Origin of the sequence: Paenibacillus sp. EPM92 (genome assembly GCF_016586185.1) — a bacterium.
Lineage (GTDB): Bacteria > Bacillota > Bacilli > Paenibacillales > NBRC-103111 > Paenibacillus_G > Paenibacillus_G validus.
Genome location: NZ_BCPS01000109.1, coordinates 37,925 through 62,190, shown reverse-complemented (window position 1 = coordinate 62,190; position 24,266 = coordinate 37,925). Strand labels below are relative to the sequence as shown.

Here is a 24,266-nt window from a genome sequence, read left to right as displayed (position 1 = left end):
GAGAGCATGTCTATGAAAAAAACTTTGTCCTTGCTCATAACCCTTATATTATTCACCCTGATGCTGGCCGCATGCGGTCAAGAGAAGGCGCCGGAACCATCGGCCGATTCGAAGACGGGCGGCAGCAGCCAACCATCAAGCCCAAGCAAACCTTCAGATGAAAAGAAAGAAATCACCTTTGGAGCGACTGCCGGTCCCTACAGCGATCAAATTAAACTAGGCATCCAGCCCATTCTTGAAAAGAAAGGCTACAAAGTGAAAATCGTCGAGTTCAACGACTATATTCAGCCTAATTTGTCCTTAGCTGACGGCTCCTTGGACGCTAATGTGTTCCAGCATATTATCTATTTGAAAAATTTTGCTACCGACCGGAAGCTGGATTTGATCGACTTGGACAAAGTGCCCACTGCGCCTATCGGCATTTATTCCAGGAAGCATAAATCGTTAGACGAAGTCACTGAGAATTCGAAGGTTGCGCTGCCGAACGATCCGGCCAACCAGGCGCGGGCGTTAGTGATGATGGAGCAATTCGGGTGGATCAAGCTGAAGGATGGTTACGATCCGATCAAGGTTTCCGAAAAAGACGTTGCCGAGTACATAAAGAAAATCAAGCTTCTGCCGATTGAAGCCGCCCAGCTGCCGCGGTCGTTGGATGATGCCGACTATTCGTTTATTAACGGAAATTTTGCTTTAGCTTCCGGACTATCTTTAACCGAGGCGCTGGGTTTGGAGAAAACGCCGGATCAATACATGAACCTCATAGCAATCAAAGCCGCCGACAAGGATAAAACGTTTGTTAAGGACATCCTGGAAGCCTACAAATCGGCAGAATTTAAACAGGTGACGGAAACCAAGTTTCAAGGCTTCGTCAAACCCGATTACCAAAAATAAAGAAGCCTACTGAAGCCGGCGCACCCATCAAATTTCAATTTCCCGGGCTTTAATATTGGCCTTGGGACCTAATATTTCCGGGTCAAACTCCCGCAAAGGCAAACCTTTCGCAATACGCAGCGGCCAATCATGGTTGGCGAGAGCCCCCTTGCCCAAAGTAATGACATCGGCTTCGCCGCTGGCGAGCAATTGCTCGGCTTTCTCAGGGTTCTCGAGGTGGCCGTTGGCGATAACAGGGGCGGTGCCATACTTCTTGGCAAGGGCGGCTAGCGAAAGCTCCGTGCCTTCGAAGGCGGGCCGGGTCGCATCGTACTCGGTTACGTGAATATAATCCAGGCCGGCTTTAGACAGGCTGGAAAAAATAATTTCGGCATCTTTTTCGCCACCTGCCCATTTATGCTGGTAATCGCTGACTTTTCCTTGGGAAATACGGATTCCTACGACCAAATCATTCCCGACCGCTTGCCGGACCGCTTGCGAGACCTCAACCAGAAGACGAACCCGGTTTTCTGTTGATCCCCCGTACTCATCCGTACGCTGATTCATGTAATCGGTCAAAAACTCATCAAGCAAATAGCCGTTGGCCCCATGGATCTCTACACCGTCGAAACCCGCTGCTTTGGCTCGTTTGGCCGCAGCTGTAAAACCTTCTACGACATCCTGGATGTCTGCTTGGGTCATCGGCCTGGGAGCGGCGTACGGACCTTCTCCGATATAGAACGGGAGCTGTTCGCCTTTAGCGCGTGTGTTCGAGGGGGCGATGAGCTCTTTTTTGTACGTATTTCCTTGACTCTGGGCGCCGGCATGCATCAATTGGATGATGATTTTGGCCCCGGCTTGATGAACGGCGTCGGTTACTTTTTGCCAGGCCGCGACATGCTTCTCATTCGCAATCCCTGACTGGTTGAAATAACCTTGGCTGTAAGCTTCATCGGGATAGGCGCCTTCCGTGATCAAAAATCCAAATCCGCCCTTAGCAAAGCTTTCGTAATATTTCAGCATCATATCTGACGCTTGGCCGTCGGCTGATGCGCTGATTCGGGTCATTGGGGCTAAACCTATCCGATTTTTCAACGGCATTGCGCCAATCTGGAATTCAGCAAGCAGGGACGGATATTTACCGGTTTGAGCTGATGTTGTCAAGTTTGCAATCTCCTTTTCAATAGGCCTTGAGGTGTTTGTAGTGGGTATTTTTATCGTATTCCCCATTTATTTACGCAATATGCTCCCCGCTAAAATGAAGAATGCGGGATATAGGGGGCGGGGCCACCGAAAGAAGAAACAGCCCTCCGCAGGAGCGAAGGGCTTGGATAACCTGTCGTGCACAGGTCTCAATCCCATGCAGCAAACTTGATGCAGACCGGCTTGGACACTTCCAGAACAGGCCCGGCAGGGAGAAGCTTCCCTGTTTCCGCATCCCGGTTAAACGTTACGATGTTGTTGGAATCCCGGTTGGCCGCCAGCAAGAACCGTCCGTCCGGCGAAAGCGCGAAGTTGCGCGGATGTCCGCCGAGCGTGGAGGCATGCTCAACTAAAGCGAGCTTCCCCGTGAACGGATCGATCGCATAAACCGCGATGCTGTCATGTCCGCGGTTGGAGCCATACAGGAATTTGCCGTCGGGAGAAATGTGGATATCGGCGCATGCATTGTCTCCTTCGTAAGCGTCAGGCAGCGTAGAGACGGTCTGGATTTCATGCAGCGCCCCTTGCTCCTGATCATACGAGAATCCGGTGATGGTTGCGTTGAGCTCATTGATTACGTATCCGTAAGGCAACTGCGGATGAAACGCAAAGTGCCGCGGGCCTGACCCGGGCGCAATCCGGACTTCCCCGTGAGGAATCAGCCGGCGGGCCGGGACATCCAGCTTATAGATCATGAGTCGATCCAAGCCCAGGTCGGAAGCGACGGCAAAGCGGTTGGAGCGGTCAACGAAGACGGAGTGCGCACGCGGCCGGTCCTGTACGGGCAGGATGCTTGCCCCTTTGTGCTGATGGATGTCAGCCGTCGGCCCCACCCGTCCGTCCTCCATCACCGGAGACAGACCGATCATGCCGCCGTGATAGCTCGACACCATGATGCACTGGCGGGTATGATCCAAGGTGATATGGCAAGTCGGGGACGGCACCGTCAGCTCCTTGTTTAACAACGATAACGTTCCGGTGGAAGGGTCGATATCATAAGCGGCGGCAGCCCCGCAGCGCTGGCCCTTAGCGTCCGTCCCCTCGGTTATGGCGTACAGCTTCAAGCGGTCTTGATCCACATCCAGAAAAGTCGGGTTTTGCAGCCCGGAAGCTTGATCGACGATCTCGAGACTTCCGGTATCTGTATCGAACCTGCAGGCGTATAGCCCGGGATTAGCGGAGTCCGCATAGGACCCGATGAAAGCGAGGACCTTCTTCTTCTTCTCCATCGAAACTCACCCTCCGGTTCATTCTGTCATATACGCATTATCGCAAATCCGCATGCGGCTGGCAAATGAGCTCCAGCGGCTGTTGACCGTACTATTATTACCGGATAATCGTTTCATCTGGTATAATGGAATGAAGTTACACGCGGGGCTTCATTCATCTTCATCCTGGGAGGGATCGATCGCATGGATTCAATCGTCTTCAGTCAGCTTGCCCTTAACCGGAGCCGCACGCTGGCGGTTGTGGCCGAATTATCGGAAAAGACGGCGGATGTGGTGCCGAACGGATTCAACAACAACATCCGCTGGCATTTGGGGCATATTCTGACGACCCAAGAACGGCTCGCTTTCCGCTTGCTCGGAGAACCGCTTGAGCTGCCGGAGGAGCTGACGAGCTTGTTCGTCAACGGCACGAAGCCGGCCGACTGGCAAACCTCGCCGCCGGATCTTGCGGCCTTGCGCCAACTTCTGGAGGAACAGCCCGAACGGCACCGTCAGCGCCTTCAAGGGCGGCTGAATGACAAGCTTACGGTAGCTTTTAAGGAGTTCACCCGCCTGGATGAAGTGCTGGTGTTCAGTATCGGCCACGAGGCGACCCATGCCGGTTACATCATGGCTCTGAAGAAAGCGGTAGCCGCTCAGTCGTAGCGGACCATACAAAAAGCCCGATGGAATGTCACGTACATTCCATCGGGCTTTTGTTTGCCGCACGCAAGTTTTTGCGGCAGGCTACTTCCAAGGCAGCAGCTTGTTCTCCAGCCACTGCAGGCTGCGGTTGAACAGGAGGCCGAGCAGCGATAACACCACGACGCCGACCATGAGCTTGGTCGTAATCATCAGGTTGCCGTAGTGCAGGATCATCGAGCCGATGCCCTGCTTGGCCGCAATCATTTCCGCGGCGACGAGCAGCAGCAGGGACGTGCCGGCCGCCAGCTTGAGCCCGGCAAAAATGACCGGCAGCGCGCCGGGAAGAATGACCTTGCGGATCACGTTCATATGGTTGGAGCCGAAGCTGACCGCCGCTTTAATCAGGATCGGATCGACATTCTTCACACCCGAGAATGTGTTGATGACGACGGGGAAGAAGACGCCGAGCGCGATAATGGTCACCTTCGGCAGCTCGCCGATGCCGAGCCAAAGTACGATCAGCGGCAGAAGGGCGATCTTCGGGATCGGATACAGGGAGAACAGGATGGGGGTTCCCATCGCCTCCGCCCAGCGGGAAAAGCCGAGCAGCAGTCCGATCACAATGCCGATGGACGCGCCAAGCAAGTAGCCGAGCACGATACGGTACAGGCTGGCGCCCGTGTTTTGCAGCAAATCGCCTTGAGTCAGCAGTTCCCAGCCCGCCGCAACGATTCCCGTCGGTGAAGGCAGGAACAAAGGGGAGACCCATTCCAACCGGCAAACAATTTCCCAAATTATGAGCAGCGCGGCAATCCCGGCCACGGAGGCGTAGCCGGGAACCTTCTGCTCCAGAAACGCCACCCGGTTTTTAATATGTTTTCTCGTTTCTCCCACTTGACTAACCCTCCTTCAGCGCGTCCTGGGCGTCATGCCGGATCAGGTTCCAAATTTGTTTGACGTAATCGTCGAATTGAATCCGGTATTGCTCATCGTCCCGGCCTGTTTTCGGCATGTCGATTCGAATGATTTCCTTGATTCGTCCGGGATGACGGGAAAGCACGATCACGCGGTCGGCCAGATAAACGGCTTCCTGGATATTATGGGTGACGTACAGCGTGCTCAATCTCGTGCGGTTCCAGATGGTGAGCAGCTCCTCCTGCATCAGGGTGCGGGTCTGCGCATCCAAAGCGGAGAACGGCTCGTCCATGAGCAGCAGATCCGGTTCGATGGCAAGCGCCCTCGCAATGCCTGCGCGCTGCCTCATACCGCCGGAGAGCTGCTTAGGATAGGCCTGCTCGAAGCCGGTCAGCCCTACCATGTCGAGGTAGTACTGGCCCTTTTCCTTCAGCTCGCTTTTGCCCAGCCCCATTTCTTCCAGGCCGTACACCACATTCTCGAACACCGTACGCCAGGGGAACAGGGCGATCTCCTGAAACACGATCCCAAGACGCGGATCGTTCTGCTCCGCGGACAGTCCTTCGAAATAAACGCTTCCATCGGTGGGGGACAGCAATCCCCCCACGATGTTCAGCAACGTTGACTTCCCGCAGCCGCTAGGGCCGACCAGGACGACGAATTCCTCCCGGTCGATGGCGAAGTCGATCTGGCTGAGGGCGGTGACGTCCCGCCCTTTTTTGTCCCGAAACGTTTTGGTGACTCCGTCGACGACGACTCTCATGCTGTCCTCACTTTCCTACGGTTTTCAATGCTTCGTCAAGCAATTCCGTATTGACGATGGTTTTGTAGTCCACCGCTTGTTCGATCATTTTAGTTTTCAAGTACCACTCGACCTGAGTTTTGATGTCTTCGGCCAAGAGCTTTCCGTCACGGTCCATGTAAGGCAGACCGAGCTTGATGTTGTCGGCAGGCTGATCGGTGTATTTGGCAATGATGCTGATGACTTCGTCATAGTTAGCGCCCGGTTGAGGTTTGCCGTCCTTTTGCACGAGCACTGCATCGTAGTAGTAGCGGGACGCTTTGACGTACGCCTTCATGAAGCGAACGGCTGCGTCACGATTGTCCGCGAATTTCTGCGAGAAGAAGAGACCGGACGTCTGGTATTCGATTTCGTCGCCCACCTGCGCAATGACTTTCCCATAGCCTTCCTTCACAACGGCTGTAATATTAGGCTCGTTGAGGAGCACGGCGTCCACCTGTTTGCTCTTCAGTGTTTCCATCATCGCGCTCACTTTGCCGAGCGGCACGAGTTCTACGTCGGCCAGTGTCAGGCCGTACTTTTCCAGCAGACGTCCGGCCATGTAATGGAACGTAGAGCCGGTTTGGGTAATACCGATCTTTTTGCCCTTCAAATCCTGGATGGAAGCTACCGGAGAATCTTTGTGTACCAGTAAAGCGGAAGAGGAATAGCCTTTCTGCTCTCTTCCTTTATCCGCGACGATGAGCAGCTTCTGGCCCCCGGCGATCATATTGTAAAGACTTGCGGTAATTCCCGTAGCGCCCACGTCCACGCTTCCCGATGCGGTAGCAACGGCGATCGGCTGGGCCGCTTCAAACCACCGTGGACTCGCTTCGATTCCTTCTTCTTTGAAGAAGCCTTTTTCCATGGCGATAAACAGTGGAGCGGAGCTGGTCAGTTTCAGCATCCCGATCTCCAGTTTGACGGGTTTGACTTCCGCCTTTGATGCGGAGCCCGCCGCCTGGGGAGCTTCTTCTTTTTTGCCGCAAGCCCCTAGAACCGCAACCATGACCAGCATGGCCGCAAGTAGCAGTGCGAAGTTCTTTTTCATTTTGTACCCTCCTGAATGCGATTTAAACTGCGAAATTTACATGATTCGACACTTCGGAGAAGGAATCCTTCTGTAAAATAATTCCTTCAACAGTTTGTCATAATATTGGATTTGAACAGGTCTTGGAAGCATAGTGTACACGAATACCCGCACCATAACTCAATTTAATACGGAAGTGATGAAAACTAGCTTGAGATAAGGGAAATTGGCCACATGAAAAATAACGCTATGCCCTTCGTGCAGCTGAGCATGAACCGGGGACACCTTATTATTCCAATTGAAGGGTGAAAGGAGTCCGGACGGGCCTCTTTTTCTTTTGAAAGATCATGCCGGGTGCAGCATGTAAGCGAGCCCGGAAGACAAGCCGTTCACTGCTGGTTTTTAACATTTCATGCTTTTAATTTAACACTTCACGCACAGAGCTATCACAGAAAGCTCAAATCCATGTAAAGTTTTATTAAAGCGCTTACATTAATTCTAAGGGGGCTTTCGACATGAACATACCTAAACAACTGGAAAACCGCGCAATAGCCAAAGTGCAATCCGCCGCTGTAGAGATCGGCAAGCTCTTGGAAGGACACGCATGGTCCGAACGGTCAGAGGATATTCGGGTATTATTGGACCAGTTGCTTCAAAATGATGAATACTTCCTGGTCGTCGAGCATCACGGACTATCCGTTCTGCATACAAACCGGCTGCGCGAGGGGACGGTCTTCAATGATGTCGTTGGCTTGGCGGCTGCGCAAACGGACAAGCCGTTAGCTCAAATTTACCACCGTAACACCGGTGAGGTTATATTGGATGTTTCGACTCCTGTGAACATTCCGGGGGCGGGAGCTTCGCCTTATAATTTGCGGCTGGGTGTGATCGTGCAATCCTTATCTTTTCAGGCAACCTGGTACACCGTTTACAGTATTCCATTGCTGATTGCTTTAGGCGGCCTCGGGCTGGCCGATTCGTGGGGGGAACGCGCCGGGGCGGGCCTTCTTGTGCTGGCGGCGTTCGCCGGGACGGGCTTGTATTTTCATCGAACGGTGCTTCAAAGCTTGAAGAGCTGGATGGGCCGCATGAAAGCCATTTCTTCCGGCAAGCTGATGCCCGCTGCGGCAGGCTCCAGGCGCAATGAGCTCGGACAAGTTTCGTTTGAGATCAACAAAATTGTGATAGGGATGAGAGCGATCTTGTCCGACATGAAGGAGGCTTCCTCCACCGTGAATAAGATCGGGTCCGAGCAGGCCGACGAAATTCGGCAGCTGCTGTCTTCGGCTGAGCAGCTGGTAGCGAGCATGCAGGAAGTGAGCGCGGGAGCGAATGACCAGCTGCAGCTCATCGAACTTAACGGCAGCCGGATGCAGCAGATTCACGACAGAGTCAGCCGGGCCGGTCAAGACATGGAGCTTTCGGGCAAGATATCCGAGGAGGCCCGGACATCGTCGCATGCCGGGCTGGAGAAGACGCTGGAATTGCGCAATGACATGAATGACCTGCAGGAAACGAGCAAGCGGAGCGTGAGCTCGATGGAAGAGCTGGAGCGGCAATTGCAAGAAATGAGAGAGTTCATCTTGTACATGCGTGAAATTGCCGAACAGACGAACCTGCTCGCGCTGAACGCCGCGATTGAGGCTGCGAGGGCCGGCGAAGAAGGCAGAGGATTCGGGGTCGTTGCCGGCGAAGTGAGGAAGCTTGCCGTTACATCCAATGAGGTAGCGGAACGCGCGATCGGGCTGACGCACAATATGGCGCTGAAATCGAAAGAAGCCGCGGATGCGGTGAAAGCGGAACGGCTTGCCGTAGAACGGGGAATCCGAAGGATTGGCCAATTGAGCGATATGATTCGCCTTGTGGCCGACAAGTGCCGCCTGACTGCGGAGCAAGCGTCCGCGCATTCTGCGGAGATGCGTGAAATTCAGCTTGGGCTTCATTCGATGGAAAGCAGCATGCAGGCGATTCGGGATATTTCTCAACAGTTCACTGCGTCCGCCCAAGCGATGGCGAGCAGCGGAGAACGGCATCACATGGCTACCGAGCTTATTGCGCAGCAAGCGGATTTGCTCAAAAGCATTTCCGGAAATCTGCAGAAAATTACCGGCCGGTTTGTGATGGAATCCTGAAGCCGCCCGCTGTAAGCGAGTGGATCGAAGCGTACGGCGGGATGAGGCCCCGCGTCAGGACCGCGGGCGGTTGGCCCGCAAGAAATAGTTGGACGATGCTTGGGGATCGTGTTATTCTTTGTACATAATTGAATCATTTGCTCGGGTAGATGTCGAACGGGAGGCTAGCCATGCCGGCGTTCGGCGAACAGGGAAGTCCGGTGAGAATCCGGCACGGTCGCGCCACTGTAAGCGGGGAGCGGCTTCCATGATGTCACTGTCCTTCAGTTGGTTTAGGGGGGGCGGTTGGGATGACGGAAGTCCGGCTTCGATCCGCAAGTCAGGATATCTGTCTAACCCGAGAACACCGTCGCCTACGCGAAATTAGGAGAAGGGGGAACGGCAATCCGTCAGGAACGTAATATTGCCTGCAGGTTCATGCGTATCGGCATCCCTTCATAGAGAAGGGGTGCTTTTTTAGTTTAAGGAAGGTCAGTTTCAAGAGAGGGGAATAGGACAACAGATGAAGAGTAACAGATGGATCAACAAGATAAGCATGGTCCTGCTAAGCTGGTGCTTGCTCATATCCATGCTTGGCGGGCTGGCGCCTGCGTATGCGGATGGAGCGGGGAGAGGGCTTGTCACGGTTCCTCAGGCTATAGACGATGCGGCCGGCTACATCCTGGATGCGAATGGAGGCGCGCTTTCCGATTGGGATGCTTATGCGCTGGCTGCAGCCGGGAAGCAGGTGCCGGCTTCGTATTTATCATCCGTCCGCGAGCAGCTTCAGCAGAACGGCGGACGTTACAGCAAGGTAACGGACTATGCCCGGATTGCGTTAGGCGTAAAGTCGGCCGGAGGAAACCCCGAGCAGATCGCGGCCGGGTCGAGTTCGTACAATCTTATTGAGGGCATTTATAACAGCGATGTGCTGACTGCCCAGGGAACGAACGGCGCGATTTATGCGCTGCTGGCCTTGAGCGGCGATGCTTATCACATTCCGTTAACCGCGAAGTGGAATCCCGATAAAATCGTGGCATGGCTGCTCGCGCAGCAAAATGCGGACGGCGGATGGCCGCTTGGGGCCGGAGGGCCGAGCAGCATCGACATTACAGCGTCTGCTGTGAACGCCCTGGCCGCTCATACCGCGCACACCGGTGTCCGGCCGGCGATGGACCGCGGCATTCAATGGCTGTCCTCGCAGCAATTAGCGAACGGCGGATTTTCGGAGTATGGGGAAAATGCGGAAAGCACCGCACAGGTCATTCTCGCGTTGTCCGCTGCCGGACTCGACGCGCGCAGTTCAGGCTTCGCGAAGGCGAACGGCAACCCGCTTACCTATTTATTCGGTTACCGGCAAGGCGACGGCGGATTTGCCCATGTGGCCGGCGGTTCTTCCGACGGATGGGCCACGGTGCAATCGCTTGTGGCGCTGGCGGCCTTCCATACGGCTGTCAACGGTGACAGCGGATCGTATGAGGCGATCCTGACCACAGGGGGCGGAGCGCCTGCCGCAGCTCGCGTGACGGTTCATGTGGAAGGCCCCGCCGGTACGATCGCCGAAGGCTCCGCCGTTGCGGGGACTGCCTATGAGGCTGTGGCTCAAGTGCTGCATGCGCAGGGGGTTCCTTTTCAAGAGAGCGACGGCCATTTCATTCATACGATCAACGGAATTTCCGGTAAAAGCGACTACAGCACCTGGTGGTGGTACAATGTCAAACGCCAGGGCTCCTGGGATTATGCCCGCACGAATAACCTGGGCATGGCTGACTACTCCCTGCGTAACGGCGATGACATTTATTTGTACTATACAGGCATAAGTACCGCATTGGTGGATTCGATTAAGGTGGAGCCGGCGATGCCGGTTGAAGGCCAGGCAGTAACGGTTCAGGTCTATCGGTCGGTATGGGATTATGACGTTACAAGGGACGAGGTCGTCACGGTTGCCGCCAGCGTTTATGTAGAATTGGGCGGACGTAAGGTGGAGACGGACGCAAACGGATACGCGTTGTTCCCGTCCGGCTTGCCCGGCGGCACCTATCAAGCGGTTGTAACAGGCTATCAAGACGGGCTTGCGCCGAAGATCGTCAAGGATTCCAAGACGATTCAGGTCGGAACGGCGGCGATTCAAATTGAAGGAGCTTCAGGCACTTATGCCGAAGGGAAGGCGAGTTCTCCGAATTTGCTGGAAAGCGTTGTGCGGCTTCTAGATGCCAACCAGGTTCCTTACGAGCTTGAACACGCCAGCTTCGGAACGTACATCCAATCCGTCGGCGCTGATGCCGGGGCTTGGCTCTATGCGATCTACCGCCAAGGCAAGTGGAATCCGGGAATGGTCGGCGCGGATCAATATACGCTGCAGCCGGGGGACCGGGCGGTCGTTTATATTAGCGGATTCGACGCGGAGTGGAACTCGTCGACGTATTTGGTCGATTCGATTGCCTTGAATCCTGCACAGCCTAAGGCTAACGAATCGTTCACCGTTACGGTGAAGAAGACGCTCGCGGACAATAAGCCGGCTTCTCCCGCAGCCGGCATTCAAGTGAAGATCGGAAGCTTGACCGCCACAACAAGCAGTGAAGGCATCGCCACATTCGCCGGATTGCCTGCAGGAACCTATACCCTCGATATATCGGGCTATGTGACCGGTGAGGCGCCGAAAGTGGTACATACCTCGCAACCGGTGACGATTCAACCGAGAACCGGGGGCGGAACAGACGGAGGAACGGGTCCTGTCGTCAATCCGGTCGTATATGTGTCCGTAACCGGGGACAGCAGCATGGGGACGATCCTGCCTTCGACCTCGGTTTCCTTGCAGAGCGGCGACACGCCTTATTCCATTCTGATCCGGGCCCTGGGCGCAGGCCGCGTTCAATCGTCCGGCTCGGGCTCGACGGCTTACGTCCAAGGCATTGACGGACTGCGGGAATTCGACCGGGGGCCGCTAAGCGGCTGGATGTACGCGGTCAACGGCACCTACCTGAGCACAGGGGCGGATTCCACGTCCTTGAAGCCGGGCGATACGGTGGCGTGGCGTTATACGCTGGACGGCGGCAAGGATTTGAATGCCGGCGCGGGTACCGGAGGAACGGGCGCTGTCGGGGTACCGGTGGCGCCGACCGTCCCGGCGGCTGCCGATGTGGTTCAGAAGCTGGAGATGCCGTATAACAACCGGAAGCCGATCCATGAGATCGCGAAGCCGGCCATTGTCTTGAACGCAGACAAGAAAATGACGGCGAATGCCGCCGATACGCTCAAGAAGGACTTGGCGGCCAATACGGTGAACGTGCAAAAAGCGGCAGCTGCCGATACCGAAACCGTCATTGCCGACGCCAAAGCGGAGGTTCAGCTCCAGGTTCCGGCCGGTGCGCTTAAGGAAACGACGAAGCTGACGGTCAGCGAGCTTCCTTCGGCTTCGGCCGGGCGGAACGAGCTCGTTTCCTCGATGTATGAGTTCGGCCCGCAGGGTCAGTCCTTTGATACACCGGTACAAATTTCGATTAAAACGCCGGTTGCCTCGGTAAGTCTGGATCAGTTGGCGCTGGTGTGGCTGGATGAGCAGACGGAGCAATGGATTCCGATTCCGGCCGTCATCGATGCCGAGACGGGAACGGTTACCGGATGGGTGAACCATTTTACGAAATTCGCGGTTATCGACAAGTCCAAAGTGGCGCCGGCTGCGGGCATAGACGTCGGACCTTCCATCGAACGGGCGGCCCAATGGCTGAAGGGCGGCGTGGAACTGAGCGACTGGTCGGCCTATGCGCTGAGCAGAGCCGGCGTGGCCGTTCCAAACGATTACCTCGCTTTGGCTTCCGCCAAGCTGAAGGAGAAGAACGGCGAGTTCCGGAACGTCACCGACTATGAAAGATTGGCGCTAAGCATACAGGCGGCAGGCGGCAATCCGGAATCGATAGGCGGCTTCAATCTGATCGAGCGTATTTATAATAACGAGCGGATGGAAGTACAGGGAAGCAACGGCCCGATTTATGCGCTGCTGGCTTTGAACGGAGGCGCTTATCGCATTCCGGCCGATGCGAAATGGACGACCGGGAAGCTGGCGCAGTGGATCCTCGACGTGCAGAATGCGGACGGCAGCTGGCCGCTTGTGAAGGGCGAGCAGGGAAATCCCGACTTAACGGCTGCGGCGCTGGCTGCCCTTACCCCTTACCAAGAGCGGACGGATGTGAAAGCCGCCATGGAGAGGGCGGTTAAATGGCTGGGCTCCGTGCAGTCCCCGGACGGCGGCTTTGCCCTGAACGGTGTGGAGAATGCGGAAAGTACAGCGCAAGTGATTTGGGGTCTCTCGGTAAGCGGAACCGATCCGGTGAACAGCCCGTATTTCAAGTCCGGCAAGCAGAGCATGCTGGCCTGCTTGCTCGGGCTGCAGCTGAGTAACGGCGGTTTCCCTCATGAACGCGGAGGGGAAGCGGAGGTCATGGCTACGGAGCAGGCGTTAATGGCGCTGGGAGCGTACCAAGCCTATGTGAATCTTGATCGGCAGGTGCCTGCCGCCCCGGTCTACGCCGACCAGACGGACATTGCCTCCTGGGCGCTGCCGTTCGTACAGAAGGCGTCTATTTACCGGATCATGGAGGGGACGGGCGGATCGGTACCCGTTTTCGAACCTAAACAAAAAGTGACCCGCGTACAATTTACCGCGATGCTGCTGCGGATGATGGGCGAAGCGCCTCTGGCCGAAGCCACGACGGATTTCGCAGATGTCGCTCCGGATGCCTGGTACGCAGGCTATGTGACCAAAGCGGTGGCGAAGGGCATCGTGCAGGGCGTAAGCGCGGATCGGTTTGCTCCGGATGCCGCCATTTCACGTCAGGAGATGGCTATCATGCTGGCAAGAGCGCTGCAATTGCAAGCCACAGGCGCCGATTCCGCCGGATTTATCGATATGAGCGAATCGTACCCGGATGCCGTACCATTCATTCAAGCCGTGCGCGAGCAAGGGCTGATGGAAGGCGACGAAGCGGGACGGTTCCTGCCGCTGGATTCGGCAACGCGCGAGATGGCTGCGGTCGTAGCGGTAAGAGCCTATGAATTGACAAAAAAGCCGTAATCGGTGAGGATGAAAAGAGCCCTGTTCGCAAGGGGCTCTTTCTTTCCTTTTCATGTCAGGAGGATCCTAGATGTATCGATTATTTCTGCTGGGAATTGCCGTGATGACCGCTCTCTCCGGCTGTGGGCCGCAAGCGCAGCCTTCTGCCGGCGCGGCCTCGCAGCCCCCTGCGCAAGGGGCGGCCGCGGACAACGCTGCTTCGCAAGAAGCAGCCCGGCCTGCGGAAGCGGCGGTTAAGCCGCCGGAGCCGCCGGCGTCCGGGCAGGCCGAGCCGGATGCCGCCAAGCCGGAGGCTGCGAAGCCAGCCGGCGCGAAGCCGCCGGAAGCAGGCCCGTCCGCGGGCCAGGCCGCGCCGTCTGATGCAGACGCCGCCCAGCCGCCCGCCGCTTCGGCCGCGCCGCCGGCTGAGCAAACGCCGCCGGCCCCTGTTGCTGCGGCAGCGCCGGTGCATAACGCGCTAACCGTCACCATAACCGGGGACTCGAAGCGCGGCGTCCTTCTGAAGGAAGGCTCCGTGCCTTATGAGGAAGGAATGACGGTGATGGACGCGCTCAAGCAGGCAACCAAACAACATAAGATTCAGATGGAATTTCAGGGCAAGGGAGCTTACGCATATGTGCAAGGCATCGATAACTTATATGAATTTGACGAGGGCCCCAAAAGCGGTTGGGTCTACAAGGTGAACGGCAGCGCGCCCGGCGAAGGCGCCGGCGCCTATAAGGTAAAGGCAGGCGACAAGATCGAATGGCTGTACACGCTTGATCTGGGCGAAGACGTGGGAGCGAAGCCGAAATGAACAGCGGCTTCCGGTCCTTTCACCCGTTTCCATGCTTCTTCTATTTTATAGGCGCTATGGTTCTCGGCATGATCGTGACCCATCCGGTTTATATCGCGACCCTCTTGCTCCTTCTGGTCGTGCTGGTTGTCTTGAATCGGGAGCTTCGTACTTTGCTAAGTATGCTTACCTTTTTTCTTCCCATTAGTCTGCTGTATGCGCTGATCAATCCGTTGTTTTCCCATCGGGGGAGTCATATCCTGTTTTATGCGTGGGATCAGCCGGTTACGCTGGAATCGCTCGCGTACGGCTTGTTTGCCACCGTCAACCTGCTGGTGCTGCTGGTCCTGTTCATTTCGTATAATGCGGTGATCACGCCCGCCAGGTTTTTGTATTTGTTCGGGTCGCTGTTTCCGAAAATTGCGCTGCTCATCGTCATGGCGATGCGCTTTGTTCCGCTGCTGAAGCATCGGCTGGCCGGCATTTCGTCGGTTCAGCAGATGAAGGGGATCGATCCCGGTCATGGCAGCCTGCGGATACGGATGACGGACGGCATGAAGCTGCTGCAAATTTTGCTGGCGCTCTGTCTCGAGGAAGCGCTGCAGACGGCCGATGCGATGAAAGCGAAGGGGTACGGCTCCGGCCCCCGCGGACGGTATGAGGAATTTAGAATGCGGCCCCGGGATTGGGGCTTGTTCGGGCTGCTGCTCGGTTTGTTTACAGGCTGTGTCGTGTTCCGGCTTCTTGGTTATGGGACTTACCGGATTTTCCCGTCGCTTGAACCTGTAACGCTGCAGGGCTGGGAGACGTTGTCGTACGGGTGCTTTGCGCTGTTCGCGGCGGTGCCGGTCATCATGGAAACGAGGGAGGTGTGGGTGTGGCGATCCTGGAAATCCAAGATTTAAGCTTTCATTATCCTGCGGGCGAGCGCGCGGTTCTCGACCGGGTCAACCTTGCGGTGGAGCCCGGTGAGTTTGTGCTTCTGTGCGGGACTTCCGGCTGCGGCAAAACGACACTGCTCCGCCATATCAAAAAGGAGCTGGCGCCCTTCGGCGCGAGAAGCGGGGAGCTGCTGTTTCAAGGCAAGCCTCTCTCGTCGTATGACGACCGGTATATATCGAGAAATATCGGCATGGTGCAGCAGAGCCCGGAGAATCAGACGGTGACGGACCGGGTGCTGTCGGAGCTCGTGTTCACGATGGAAAATGTCGGGTTTCCGTCCGATCTGATGCGGAGGCGGGCGGCGGAGCTGTCCCATTATTTCGGACTGGATGCGCTGCTGGGCAAGCATGTCTTTGAGCTGTCAGGCGGGCAGAAGCAGCTCGTGCAGCTTGCTTCCGTTCTGGCTCTGCAGCCGCAGCTGCTGCTGCTCGACGAGCCGACGGCGCAGCTCGATCCGCTGGCCGCGCGGGAGCTGATCCAACTGCTGCACAGGATCAACCAGGATCTTGGCTTGACGATCATCGTCGCCGAGCACCGTTACGAAGAACTGCTGCCTGTCGTGGATCGGGTGATCGCGATGGAGAACGGCGCGATCCGGCACACGGGAACACCGCGTGAAGCGGTCGGGGCGCTCTGGACGGACGCGGATGAGAGATGGAAGGATTTTGTCCCGCCGATTCCGAGTCTGTTTATGCAAGTGCAAGAGACCGACAGCCCGCACGAGGCGGTGCCGCTGACGGTCAAAGAAGGCCGGCAGCAGCTGCGTCGCCTGCCTGGCTTCGGGGCTGCCCGGCAGTCGGCTGCCGCGGATTCGGCGTCGGGCCGTGCGGCGCAAACGACGCGGCCGGAGGGGCCGGTTTTGCTGGAATGCAGGGAGCTGTACCTGCAATACGGCCCCAAGGATGCCGCGCCGGTGCTGAAGCATGCTTCGCTTCGCGTGTATGCCGGCGAGGTGCTGGCGATTCTGGGCGCGAACGGTTCCGGCAAAACGACGCTGCTGAAGGCCATGGCCGGTATGCTGAAGCCGCAAAAGGGAAAGCTCTTTTTTCAAGGGAAAGACCTGGGCAAATGGAAGCCCCATGAACGCGCCGCGCGGATCGGATTTCTCGATCAAAATCCGCTAACGTATTTTATCGAGGACACGGTGGAGCTGGAGCTTCGGCAGGCGGCGGCCCGTGCGGTACACAGGGGGACCGGCTCAGCCGAAGACACCGCGGACATCGTCAACAGGCTGGGACTGGGACGCGTGCTGGAGCGGCACCCCTACGATCTAAGCGAAGGGGAACGTCAGCTTGCGGCGCTCGCCGCGGTGCTGCTGTCAGGCCCCGATCTCCTGCTGCTCGACGAGCCGACCAAAGGGCTCGATCCCGCGGCCAAGCGCCGCTGGGGAGAGCGGCTCCGGGAGCTGCAGCAGCTGGGCAAAACCGTGGTCATGGTTACGCACGACGTGGAATTTGCCGCGGAATACGCGACCCGGTGTGCGATGATGTTTGACGGGATGCTCGCGGCCGATGAAGCGCCATCGTTGTTTTTTCGCGATAACTTGTACTATACGACGGCGATGTGCCAGCTGCTGAGGGAGGTTTGACATGGCGCGCGTCCGTTTCGCTTCGGCTGTCGTCATCCTCTTGTTTTTCGGCTCGCTCGCCTATATGGCGTGGGCGAACGATGAGCAGTATTTGCCCATCGCCTTATTGTTGGTGTGCGCATCGATTGTGCCGTTCTTCCTTCGCTATGAGAGTCGGTCCCTTCAGGCAAGGGAAATCGTGCTGGTGGCCGTACTTTCCGCAATTGCCGCCGTCGGGCGCGTTCCTTTCGCCGCTTTGCCGAGCGTGCAGCCCACATCGTTCGTGATCATCGTCTCCGCTCTCGTGTTCGGTTCCGAGACGGGCTTCATGGTCGGGGCGGTGGCCGCGCTGGTCTCCAATATGTTTCTGGGACAAGGTCCCTGGACGCCTTGGCAAATGTTCGGCTGGGGCATGATCGGCTGGACGGCCGGTATGCTGTATCAGCGGGGCTGGCTGAAAAACCGGTACATGCTGATCGCCTTCGGGTTCGTCTGGGGCATCTTGTTCGGGTGGATCATGAATATTTGGCTGCTGGCGGGCATGGGGCAAGATTTGACCTGGGCCTCGGTTCTGGCCGTCTATGCCTCCAGCTTTTACTTCGATTTGGCCCACGCGCTCAGCAATGTGTTTTTTCTGGCCGTCTTGGGTCCGGGGTGGATTAAAGTTTTGGAACGGTACAGGTTGAAGTACGGCTTGCTGGATAGCCAGGGCTGGTCATGAAGTCATATACGGCCGCGGACGATGTCTGTGGCCTTTCTTCCGCACCCTGGATAATCCGCAAGATACCAAAGTGGATTCCGCAACATCCTTCATAGAATTGCTTGACGGGACGGTCTATAATAGGCTGGGAAAATGGTTGGTTTAACGGTTGTGTTAACGAGGGTTGGAGGAGACTATGTCACAATCAGGACAGAGCATGCTGGTGGAAGCACTTGAATTTCTCTCTGCCAAGAGAATGGACGGTAATGACCCGTGGCCCCAAATATCGGAGCCCTGTGCCGATGTCACTTCTCTCGTATTTATCAAGGGGGGGCGGGGAGAGAGCGTTATCGAGAATGTGACCTACTCCGTCAGAGAAGGGGATATCGTCATCTGCCATCCGCTTGTGCCTTTTCAGCTTCGCTCTTCAGCAGATCATCCGTTAATGATCATTTATTGTACATTCTCGATTCATGTGTCCGGAAAAAACAAAGGACAGCTGCTGGATGCCGGCCAATGTCCGGTCGTACCTCTTCGCAATAACCTTCGCGCGATGGGCAATTATTTCGAAGCCATTGTTCACGAGTATGAGCATCCTTCGGCAGGGTCCAGGGAAATCGTAAACAGTTTAATGAAAACGATTACAATCATGCTGATCCGAATGCTTGAAGCGATGAAAGTCCCCGAATACACGTCGATCACTCAAACCGTAAAAGAATATATCCAGAGTCATTTCGAACAGGAATTAACGCTTAATGATTTGGCTGAGCTGGTATATGTCAGTCCGTATCACCTGGTCCACACCTTTAAGAACGACGTCGGCATGGCGCCTATCCAATATTTGATTCATTGCCGGATCGAAGAGGCCAAGCGTCTGCTGCGGAGTACGGAATTGTCGGTCAGCGACATTTCATTTCGGGTCGGCTACCCTAATTCCAACTACTTTAATCAAATTTTCAAAAAGATGGCGGGAGTCACCCCGGGCAAATATCGAAGCGATGCGAGGCGGTAGCTCCATCACGCGGGCTGCCGGTGCAAGTAAATAGACAGGATGCTGGAGGGCTTTCGGATGCTTGAGCTGCAGGGTATCAGCAAATCGTTCTTAAACAATAAAGCCTTGGATAAAGTCAATTTTTCTTTACAAGCAGGCGAGGTGCATGCGCTTATCGGTCCGAACGGCGCAGGCAAATCGACCTTGATGAAAATATTAACCGGCATGTATGAGCCAGACGAAGGGGTTATCCTGCTCGGCGGACAACCGGTTCAAATTCGGTCTATTCTGGAAGCGCAAAAGCTTGGAATCGCCATTCTTCATCAGGAACCGATGCTCGTTCAGGATATGAGCGTCGTCGATAATATATTTCTCGGTGTCGAACCGCGGATTGCCGGCATGATTCCGAGATTCCGCTATATGAAGGAAGAGAGCAAACGATTGCTCAAAACGTTGGGAGTTCCCCTTCACCCCAATACGCCCGTGAGAAATTTATCGTACAGCCAACAATTCGTCGTTGCCATCGCTAAAGCGCTGTCGTTCAAATCTAAAATTCTTATCATGGATGAGCCGTCTTCCTGTTTATCCGAGTTCGAGAGCGGGCGTTTGTTCGACGTGATCCGCAAGCTGAAACGGGAAGGGGTGGCCATCGTCTATATTACGCACCGCATCAAAGAGGTGATGCAAATCTGCGACCGGGTCACCTTTCTCCGCGACGGAAGACATGTCGCCACGATGGACGTAGCGGGAATGAGCGAAGAAGAAGCGATCAAAATGATGCTGGGAAGAGAGCTGCATCAATATTTTCCTCCGATTTTGGACGAAGCGGGGGAAACGTTGGTCAGGGTACAAGGCCTGACGAAAAAGCCGTTTTTTTATGACATCGATTTTTCATTGCGGGAAGGCGAAATTTTAGGCGTTGCCGGCTTGATTGGATCGGGAACCTCGGAGCTGGCCAAAGCGCTATTCGGCAAAGAGAAGCGGGACCGCGGCAGCATATTTTGGCGCAACCGGGAGCTTCCGTACAAGAAAGGACGGGACGCCTCCGATTTTCGCTTCGGATTCGTCAATCAGGATCGCATTGAGGAGGGCCTGTTTTTGGAGATGGGCGTGAATCGCAATTTAACGATGCCCGGACTGGACAAAATCATGCGGTACCATATTCTAAACGCGAATAAAGAAAATGACGCGGCTTTGGATGCCGTTATCGAAATGGACATCAAAATTCAGCATCTGAATCAAAAGGTGAAATATTTAAGCAGAGGCAGCCAGCAAAAGGTGATGCTCGGGAAATGGCTGGTTCCTCAAAGCGATCTTTACTTGCTGGATGAACCGACACGGGGCGTAGACATTGGAAGTAAAGTTGAAATTTACGCGAAAATTCACGATCTGGCAGCCGCCGGCAAAGGCGTGATCGTCTTTTCGTCCGATTTTGCGGTATTAATGGGGTTGTGCACGCGAATTCTGGTCATGTATCAAGGGCGGATTGCTGCGGAGCTGCATCACAGCGAGGCAAGTGAAAAAAAAATACTGCATTATGCTACGGGAGGATCGCATGATTCGCAAGAAACATAACTTCAAGCCACAATTTTGTTAAGTGTAAGCGGATTCAATATCCAGTATGATAGGCATGTGAGCGCTTACAATAAAGGATTAAAATGAAGCTCGAATAGAAAGGGAGGGTTTATCCTTGTTCAAAACAAAAACCAATTTCCTCATGGTCCTGATCCTGCTGGTTACCGTTGTTACAGCAGGCTGTGGGCAAAATGCCGCTCCACCCGATTCAAATGGCGGGCAAGCCGGCGCCCAGACCGCAGGCAGCGGGAAGGAGGAAGGGCTGGCCAAGCTGCCTCCGCTGAAGGAGGAGGAGGCGCTGGGGAAACCGGCCGGCGTCGATACGCTGGAGCTGACGCCCGAGGAAGCGGCGAAAATCAAAGAGATGAAGCCTGTGATCGGTTATTCCGTTCATTTTGGCGACATCGCATCGGAGAAAGTGATTGGCCAGGCGATTAAAGAAACCGTCGAGTCCTATGGCGGAAAGTACATTTTGACGGATGCGCAAAGGAATCTCAATAAACAAATGAGCGACGTCGAATCACTCATCCTTCAGAAGGTGAACGGGGTTGTGGCCATTGGGGTTGATACGGCTGCTTTTGGCCCGGCTGTTAAAAAATTAAACGACGCGAAAATTCCCGTCGTGCTTGGCGGCGGGCCTCCTAACCAAGGCGATTTCGTGAGCCTGGTAGACCCGGATGGTTACGGCGGCGGTTTTGCGGCAGGCAAAGCATTGGTCAAAGAGCTGAAGGCCAAAGGGATTGAAAGCAAATCTTTAGCGACGATCGGGCTAAGGGCTTATATTTTGACTTGCGAGCAAAGAGTCAGGGGCTTCGAAGACGCTGTCCGGGAAGACGGCTATAAAATCGTGGCAAGAGGTCAGGCAGACACGGCCGATCAGGCCCAACAAGAGTTTGAAAATATTTTGACGGCGCATCCGGACGTTGTCGGAGCCTTCGGCGTCTATGAGACGCCGGCTTTAGGGATGGAAGCGGCGGTTCGGACTTCCGGACGCAAGGATGTTTTCGTCGTTACCCATGATTTGAACGATCACCTTGCCAAAGGAATGGCGGATGGGAATAAAATTGTGATCTTCACCTCGTCCCAGGACTTGTATGCCGAAGGAAAATACAAAGCGTTGGCGCTGTTAAAGGCCGTAGCCGGCGGGCAAGTTCCTAAATATGTGACGGTAGCCACCTTGCCTACCTCTGCGGAGAACGTGAAGGAGATGTATAAGAAAGTATTCAATAAAGACTGGCCCAATTAATTCGTAGCAAACTAGGGTCCCGGGCTGGATACGATCCGGTCCGGGTTCGTCTATAGGGGAGGTTTACTGTGGCTGAGCATGTACTGGAAATGGCCGGAATCACCAAAGTTTTCCCGGGAGTTAAAGCTGTAGACAACGTAAACTTTACCCTGAGAAAAGGGGAAGTTCATGCTTTATTAGGTGAGAACGGGGCGGGCAAAACGACTTTAATGAAAATTCTTGCCGGCGTTTACCGTCCGGAACAGGGGAAAATTGTAATCGACGGGCAGCCCGTTCAAATCAACTCCAGAAAAAAATCCCAAGAGCTGGGCGTCGGCATGATCTTCCAAGAGCTGAGCGTGCTGCCCAATCTCAATGTAGCTGAAAATTTGTTCCTGGCGAAGGAAAAGAAAAAGGGGATGCTGCTCGACAACTCCCTGATGGAAAAAGAAGCGCAAGCGCTTCTCCAAAGCCTGGGCTTATCTATAAGCCCCAATCAGATCGTGAAAAATTTAAGCATGGGTGAACGCCAGGTTATCGAGATCGCCCGAGCGATTTCAAGCGACGCGAAAATTATCGTTATGGATGAACCGACTTCGGCCTTAACCCATGACGAGCAGGAAAAGCTTTTTGAAATCATTCAGAAATTAAAGGCCAGAGGAACTGCCATTATATATGTATCCCACCGAATGGACGAGATTTTCAAAATTTGCGACCGGATTACCGTACTTCGGGACGGCAAGAAGATCGATACGGTGGATACGAAAGAAGCGGACATCAAACAAATCATCAACATGATGATCGGCGATAACGAAGGGTTTCATGAATCGGTCATTGCGAGGAAGCAAACGGGCAAGCAAACGGCCGCTCCGATCTTACAAGTAGACCGTCTCACCGGCACCAAGTTTAAAAATGTCAGCTTTAAGCTTTATAAAGGGGAGATTCTGGGCATTGCCGGGTTATTGGGCAGCGGCAGGACGGAAATATTACGCGCGATCTGCGGGCTGGACCCGGTCTCATCGGGAACGATAACCATGAATGGAACCGTGTGCAGGATCAAATCGATTCAGGACGCTATCCGGCTTGGCATTATTATGGTTCCGGAAGATCGAAGAAATGAAGGGATCATACCGGGCATGTCGATCAGGGAAAATGTAACCTTAACCAATCTTCCCGCTTTTTTCCCCAGCGGCGTCATTAAGTCCAAAACGGAACATACCGTGGCCCGCCGGAACATCACGGATTTAAAAATAGCGCCGGGAGATCCGGAGAAAAAGGTCGGCAAGCTCAGCGGCGGCAATCAGCAAAAGGTCGTCATCTCGAGATGCCTGAATCTGAATCCCCAAATTCTGCTGCTGGATGAACCGACGCAAGGCATTGATATTGTGGCCAAAACCGAATTGTATAAATTGTTTCGTTCATTAGCCGATCAAGGCATGGCGATCATCGTTGTATCATCGGAACTGCCGGAGCTCGTGTCGATCACGGACCGGACGATCGTCCTTTATGACGGGCAAGTCAAAACAACGCTCGAAGACGCTGAGATCAATAACAAGAGCATCTTGTATCACGCTACCGGGGGGCAATAATTCGCAATGGAACTGGGAGGACAAAAAATGGCTGGTCTGGCAACGGAACAAAGCCCCGCGCTCAAGCTGGGAAAACTACTGGGCAAATCAACGGCAATCATTTTTATAGCGCTCGTGATATTGATTGCCATTTTCAGCTATCTTTCGCCGTATTTCTTAACCTTCAGCAATTTTATGAATATTATCCGGCAAATGTCCATGATTGCGATCGTCGCTTTCGGCATGACGTACGTTATCATTGCCGGGGAAATAGATCTTTCCGTCGGCTCGATTATCGGCATCACCGGCATGGTCGCGGCCATCAATATCAAATCCGGCCTCGATCCGGTTGTTGTTATCTTTTTAACGCTCGCTTTAGGTGCTTTGATCGGTTTATTTAACGGAATCATGGTCGTAAAAGTAAGGGTCACCGCCTTTCTGGCCACCCTGGTTTGCATGTCGATATTAAGGGGGCTGTCGTTGGCGTCAAGCCCCGGCTCGGCGCCTGTTACGATCAGCTCGCCGCTTTTCGTCGATTTGACGACGATGAACATCGGGCCGATCCCGATTGTGCTGATTTATCTCGCTGTCCTGCTGTTTATCACGCATTTTGTATTAAATAAAACGGTCTTCGGCAGACATATTTATGCGACGGGCGGCAGCGCTATCGCGGCTTCATTATCCGGAGTCAACGTCAGCCGGGTCAAGATCATGGTGTTTGTCATCAGCGGTTTATTGTCAGCCTTCAGCGGACTCGTGCTGGCCGGCCGTTTGTCGGCAGGCTTGCCCGATTCCGGTACAGGGTGGGAATTGGATGCCATCGCCGCAGTCGTATTAGGGGGAACCAAGTTCAGCGGAGGCAAAGGCACCGTGATCGGCACGCTCGGGGGAGCGCTTATTATCGGCATTCTCAGCAACGGTTTAACGCTGCTCGGCATGACTTATGCTTACCAGTTAATTATTAAGGGGATTATTATTGGAATCGCCGTTATTTTGGATATTTGGGTTCGCAGGGAAGAAGCTTAACATGAAGCTTAACATGCGTAGATGGAGGGAAAGCGATGAGCGGCTTTAGCCATTTGTTCACAC

18 protein-coding genes and 1 riboswitch are annotated in these 24,266 nt (G+C 54.8%); of the genes, 13 read left to right on the top strand and 5 right to left on the bottom strand.

Annotation, left to right across the window (positions count from 1 at the left end; translation table 11 throughout):
• Window positions 1–12: 12 nt before the first annotated feature.
• Window positions 13–891 (top strand): MetQ/NlpA family ABC transporter substrate-binding protein, encoded by an 879-nt coding sequence (locus JMF85_RS27160; protein ID WP_141335895.1) that lies wholly within the window; start codon window positions 13–15, stop codon window positions 889–891.
• A 27-nt stretch (window positions 892–918) separates the two neighbouring features.
• Here JMF85_RS27160 and JMF85_RS27155 read toward each other — a convergent pair whose 3' ends face one another.
• Both JMF85_RS27155 and JMF85_RS27150 read right to left on the bottom strand, forming a co-directional pair.
• On the bottom strand, window positions 919–2,034 hold the full coding sequence (locus tag JMF85_RS27155) for an oxidoreductase (protein ID WP_397376014.1): 1,116 nt from the start codon (window positions 2,032–2,034) through the stop codon (window positions 919–921).
• A gap of 188 nt (window positions 2,035–2,222) precedes the next feature.
• Window positions 2,223–3,302: a lactonase family protein gene (locus JMF85_RS27150; protein ID WP_155614425.1), complete on the bottom strand. Its 1,080-nt coding sequence runs from the start codon at window positions 3,300–3,302 to the stop codon at window positions 2,223–2,225.
• Window positions 3,303–3,485: 183 nt separating this feature from the next.
• Here JMF85_RS27150 and JMF85_RS27145 point away from each other — a divergent pair, with 183 nt between their 5' ends.
• A complete protein-coding gene (locus JMF85_RS27145) occupies window positions 3,486–3,947 on the top strand; it encodes a DinB family protein (protein WP_141335894.1) in 462 nt (153 codons plus the stop codon).
• 81 nt (window positions 3,948–4,028) lie between these two features.
• Here the strand turns inward: JMF85_RS27145 and JMF85_RS27140 are convergent, their stop codons facing one another.
• From JMF85_RS27140 to JMF85_RS27130, 3 genes are read right to left on the bottom strand one after another with little or no spacing between them, the layout of a single operon-like run.
• Window positions 4,029–4,820, bottom strand: coding sequence for an ABC transporter permease (locus JMF85_RS27140; RefSeq protein WP_127610048.1), 792 nt, complete (start codon window positions 4,818–4,820; stop codon window positions 4,029–4,031).
• A gap of 4 nt (window positions 4,821–4,824) precedes the next feature.
• Window positions 4,825–5,604, bottom strand: a complete 780-nt coding sequence (locus tag JMF85_RS27135) for an ABC transporter ATP-binding protein (RefSeq protein WP_127610046.1) — start codon at window positions 5,602–5,604, stop codon at window positions 4,825–4,827.
• A gap of 7 nt (window positions 5,605–5,611) precedes the next feature.
• Entirely contained in the window at window positions 5,612–6,673 is a 1,062-nt protein-coding gene (locus tag JMF85_RS27130) for an ABC transporter substrate-binding protein (protein ID WP_201319319.1), read from the bottom strand.
• A 494-nt stretch (window positions 6,674–7,167) separates the two neighbouring features.
• On the opposite strand from JMF85_RS27130, the gene JMF85_RS27125 reads away from it, so the two are divergent.
• From JMF85_RS27125 to JMF85_RS27075, 11 genes are all read left to right on the top strand, one after another.
• Window positions 7,168–8,784, top strand: coding sequence for a methyl-accepting chemotaxis protein (locus JMF85_RS27125; protein WP_201319318.1), 1,617 nt, complete (start codon window positions 7,168–7,170; stop codon window positions 8,782–8,784).
• Between the two features lie 130 nt (window positions 8,785–8,914).
• Window positions 8,915–9,134, top strand: a riboswitch (cobalamin riboswitch).
• A 152-nt stretch (window positions 9,135–9,286) separates the two neighbouring features.
• A complete protein-coding gene (locus tag JMF85_RS27120; RefSeq protein ID WP_236596017.1) occupies window positions 9,287–13,834 on the top strand; it encodes an S-layer homology domain-containing protein in 4,548 nt (1,515 codons plus the stop codon).
• 70 nt (window positions 13,835–13,904) lie between these two features.
• On the top strand, window positions 13,905–14,630 hold the full coding sequence (locus JMF85_RS27115; protein ID WP_201319317.1) for a DUF4430 domain-containing protein: 726 nt from the start codon (window positions 13,905–13,907) through the stop codon (window positions 14,628–14,630).
• A complete protein-coding gene (locus tag JMF85_RS27110; RefSeq protein WP_127607847.1) occupies window positions 14,627–15,514 on the top strand; it encodes an energy-coupling factor transporter transmembrane component T family protein in 888 nt (295 codons plus the stop codon). Before JMF85_RS27115 ends, JMF85_RS27110 begins: the two co-directional genes overlap by 4 nt.
• Window positions 15,487–17,139, top strand: a complete 1,653-nt coding sequence (locus tag JMF85_RS27105; protein ID WP_236596016.1) for an ABC transporter ATP-binding protein — start codon at window positions 15,487–15,489, stop codon at window positions 17,137–17,139. Before JMF85_RS27110 ends, JMF85_RS27105 begins: the two co-directional genes overlap by 28 nt.
• 1 nt (window position 17,140) lies before the next feature.
• The gene (locus tag JMF85_RS27100; RefSeq protein ID WP_201319315.1) at window positions 17,141–17,839 is read left to right on the top strand and encodes an ECF transporter S component; all 699 of its coding nucleotides are present in this window, start codon (window positions 17,141–17,143) and stop codon (window positions 17,837–17,839) included.
• A gap of 175 nt (window positions 17,840–18,014) precedes the next feature.
• Window positions 18,015–18,830, top strand: a complete 816-nt coding sequence (locus JMF85_RS27095; RefSeq protein WP_127607850.1) for a helix-turn-helix domain-containing protein — start codon at window positions 18,015–18,017, stop codon at window positions 18,828–18,830.
• A gap of 57 nt (window positions 18,831–18,887) precedes the next feature.
• Entirely contained in the window at window positions 18,888–20,384 is a 1,497-nt protein-coding gene (locus JMF85_RS27090) for a sugar ABC transporter ATP-binding protein (RefSeq protein WP_196426882.1), read from the top strand.
• Window positions 20,385–20,499: 115 nt separating this feature from the next.
• Window positions 20,500–21,630 (top strand): substrate-binding domain-containing protein, encoded by a 1,131-nt coding sequence (locus JMF85_RS27085; RefSeq protein ID WP_127607852.1) that lies wholly within the window; start codon window positions 20,500–20,502, stop codon window positions 21,628–21,630.
• Between the two features lie 68 nt (window positions 21,631–21,698).
• On the top strand, window positions 21,699–23,198 hold the full coding sequence (locus JMF85_RS27080) for a sugar ABC transporter ATP-binding protein (RefSeq protein WP_201319314.1): 1,500 nt from the start codon (window positions 21,699–21,701) through the stop codon (window positions 23,196–23,198).
• A 27-nt stretch (window positions 23,199–23,225) separates the two neighbouring features.
• Complete coding sequence (locus JMF85_RS27075; protein WP_054797166.1) at window positions 23,226–24,203, top strand: ABC transporter permease; 978 nt, start codon at window positions 23,226–23,228, stop codon at window positions 24,201–24,203.
• The last annotated feature ends 63 nt before the right edge of the window (window positions 24,204–24,266 follow it).

Bases quoted from the DNA above. Each gene is read 5' to 3' on its own strand.
- JMF85_RS27160 (WP_141335895.1), top strand. From the start codon at position 13: ATGAAAAAAACTTTGTCCTTGCTCATAACCCTTATATTATTCACCCTG.
- JMF85_RS27150 (WP_155614425.1), bottom strand. From the start codon at position 3,302: ATGGAGAAGAAGAAGAAGGTCCTCGCTTTCATCGGGTCCTATGCGGAC.
- JMF85_RS27145 (WP_141335894.1), top strand. From the start codon at position 3,486: ATGGATTCAATCGTCTTCAGTCAGCTTGCCCTTAACCGGAGCCGCACG.
- JMF85_RS27135 (WP_127610046.1), bottom strand. From the start codon at position 5,604: ATGAGAGTCGTCGTCGACGGAGTCACCAAAACGTTTCGGGACAAAAAA.
- JMF85_RS27130 (WP_201319319.1), bottom strand. From the start codon at position 6,673: ATGAAAAAGAACTTCGCACTGCTACTTGCGGCCATGCTGGTCATGGTT.
- JMF85_RS27125 (WP_201319318.1), top strand. From the start codon at position 7,168: ATGAACATACCTAAACAACTGGAAAACCGCGCAATAGCCAAAGTGCAA.
- JMF85_RS27120 (WP_236596017.1), top strand. From the start codon at position 9,287: ATGAAGAGTAACAGATGGATCAACAAGATAAGCATGGTCCTGCTAAGC.
- JMF85_RS27115 (WP_201319317.1), top strand. From the start codon at position 13,905: ATGTATCGATTATTTCTGCTGGGAATTGCCGTGATGACCGCTCTCTCC.
- JMF85_RS27110 (WP_127607847.1), top strand. From the start codon at position 14,627: ATGAACAGCGGCTTCCGGTCCTTTCACCCGTTTCCATGCTTCTTCTAT.
- JMF85_RS27100 (WP_201319315.1), top strand. From the start codon at position 17,141: ATGGCGCGCGTCCGTTTCGCTTCGGCTGTCGTCATCCTCTTGTTTTTC.
- JMF85_RS27095 (WP_127607850.1), top strand. From the start codon at position 18,015: ATGTCACAATCAGGACAGAGCATGCTGGTGGAAGCACTTGAATTTCTC.
- JMF85_RS27090 (WP_196426882.1), top strand. From the start codon at position 18,888: ATGCTTGAGCTGCAGGGTATCAGCAAATCGTTCTTAAACAATAAAGCC.
- JMF85_RS27075 (WP_054797166.1), top strand. From the start codon at position 23,226: ATGGCTGGTCTGGCAACGGAACAAAGCCCCGCGCTCAAGCTGGGAAAA.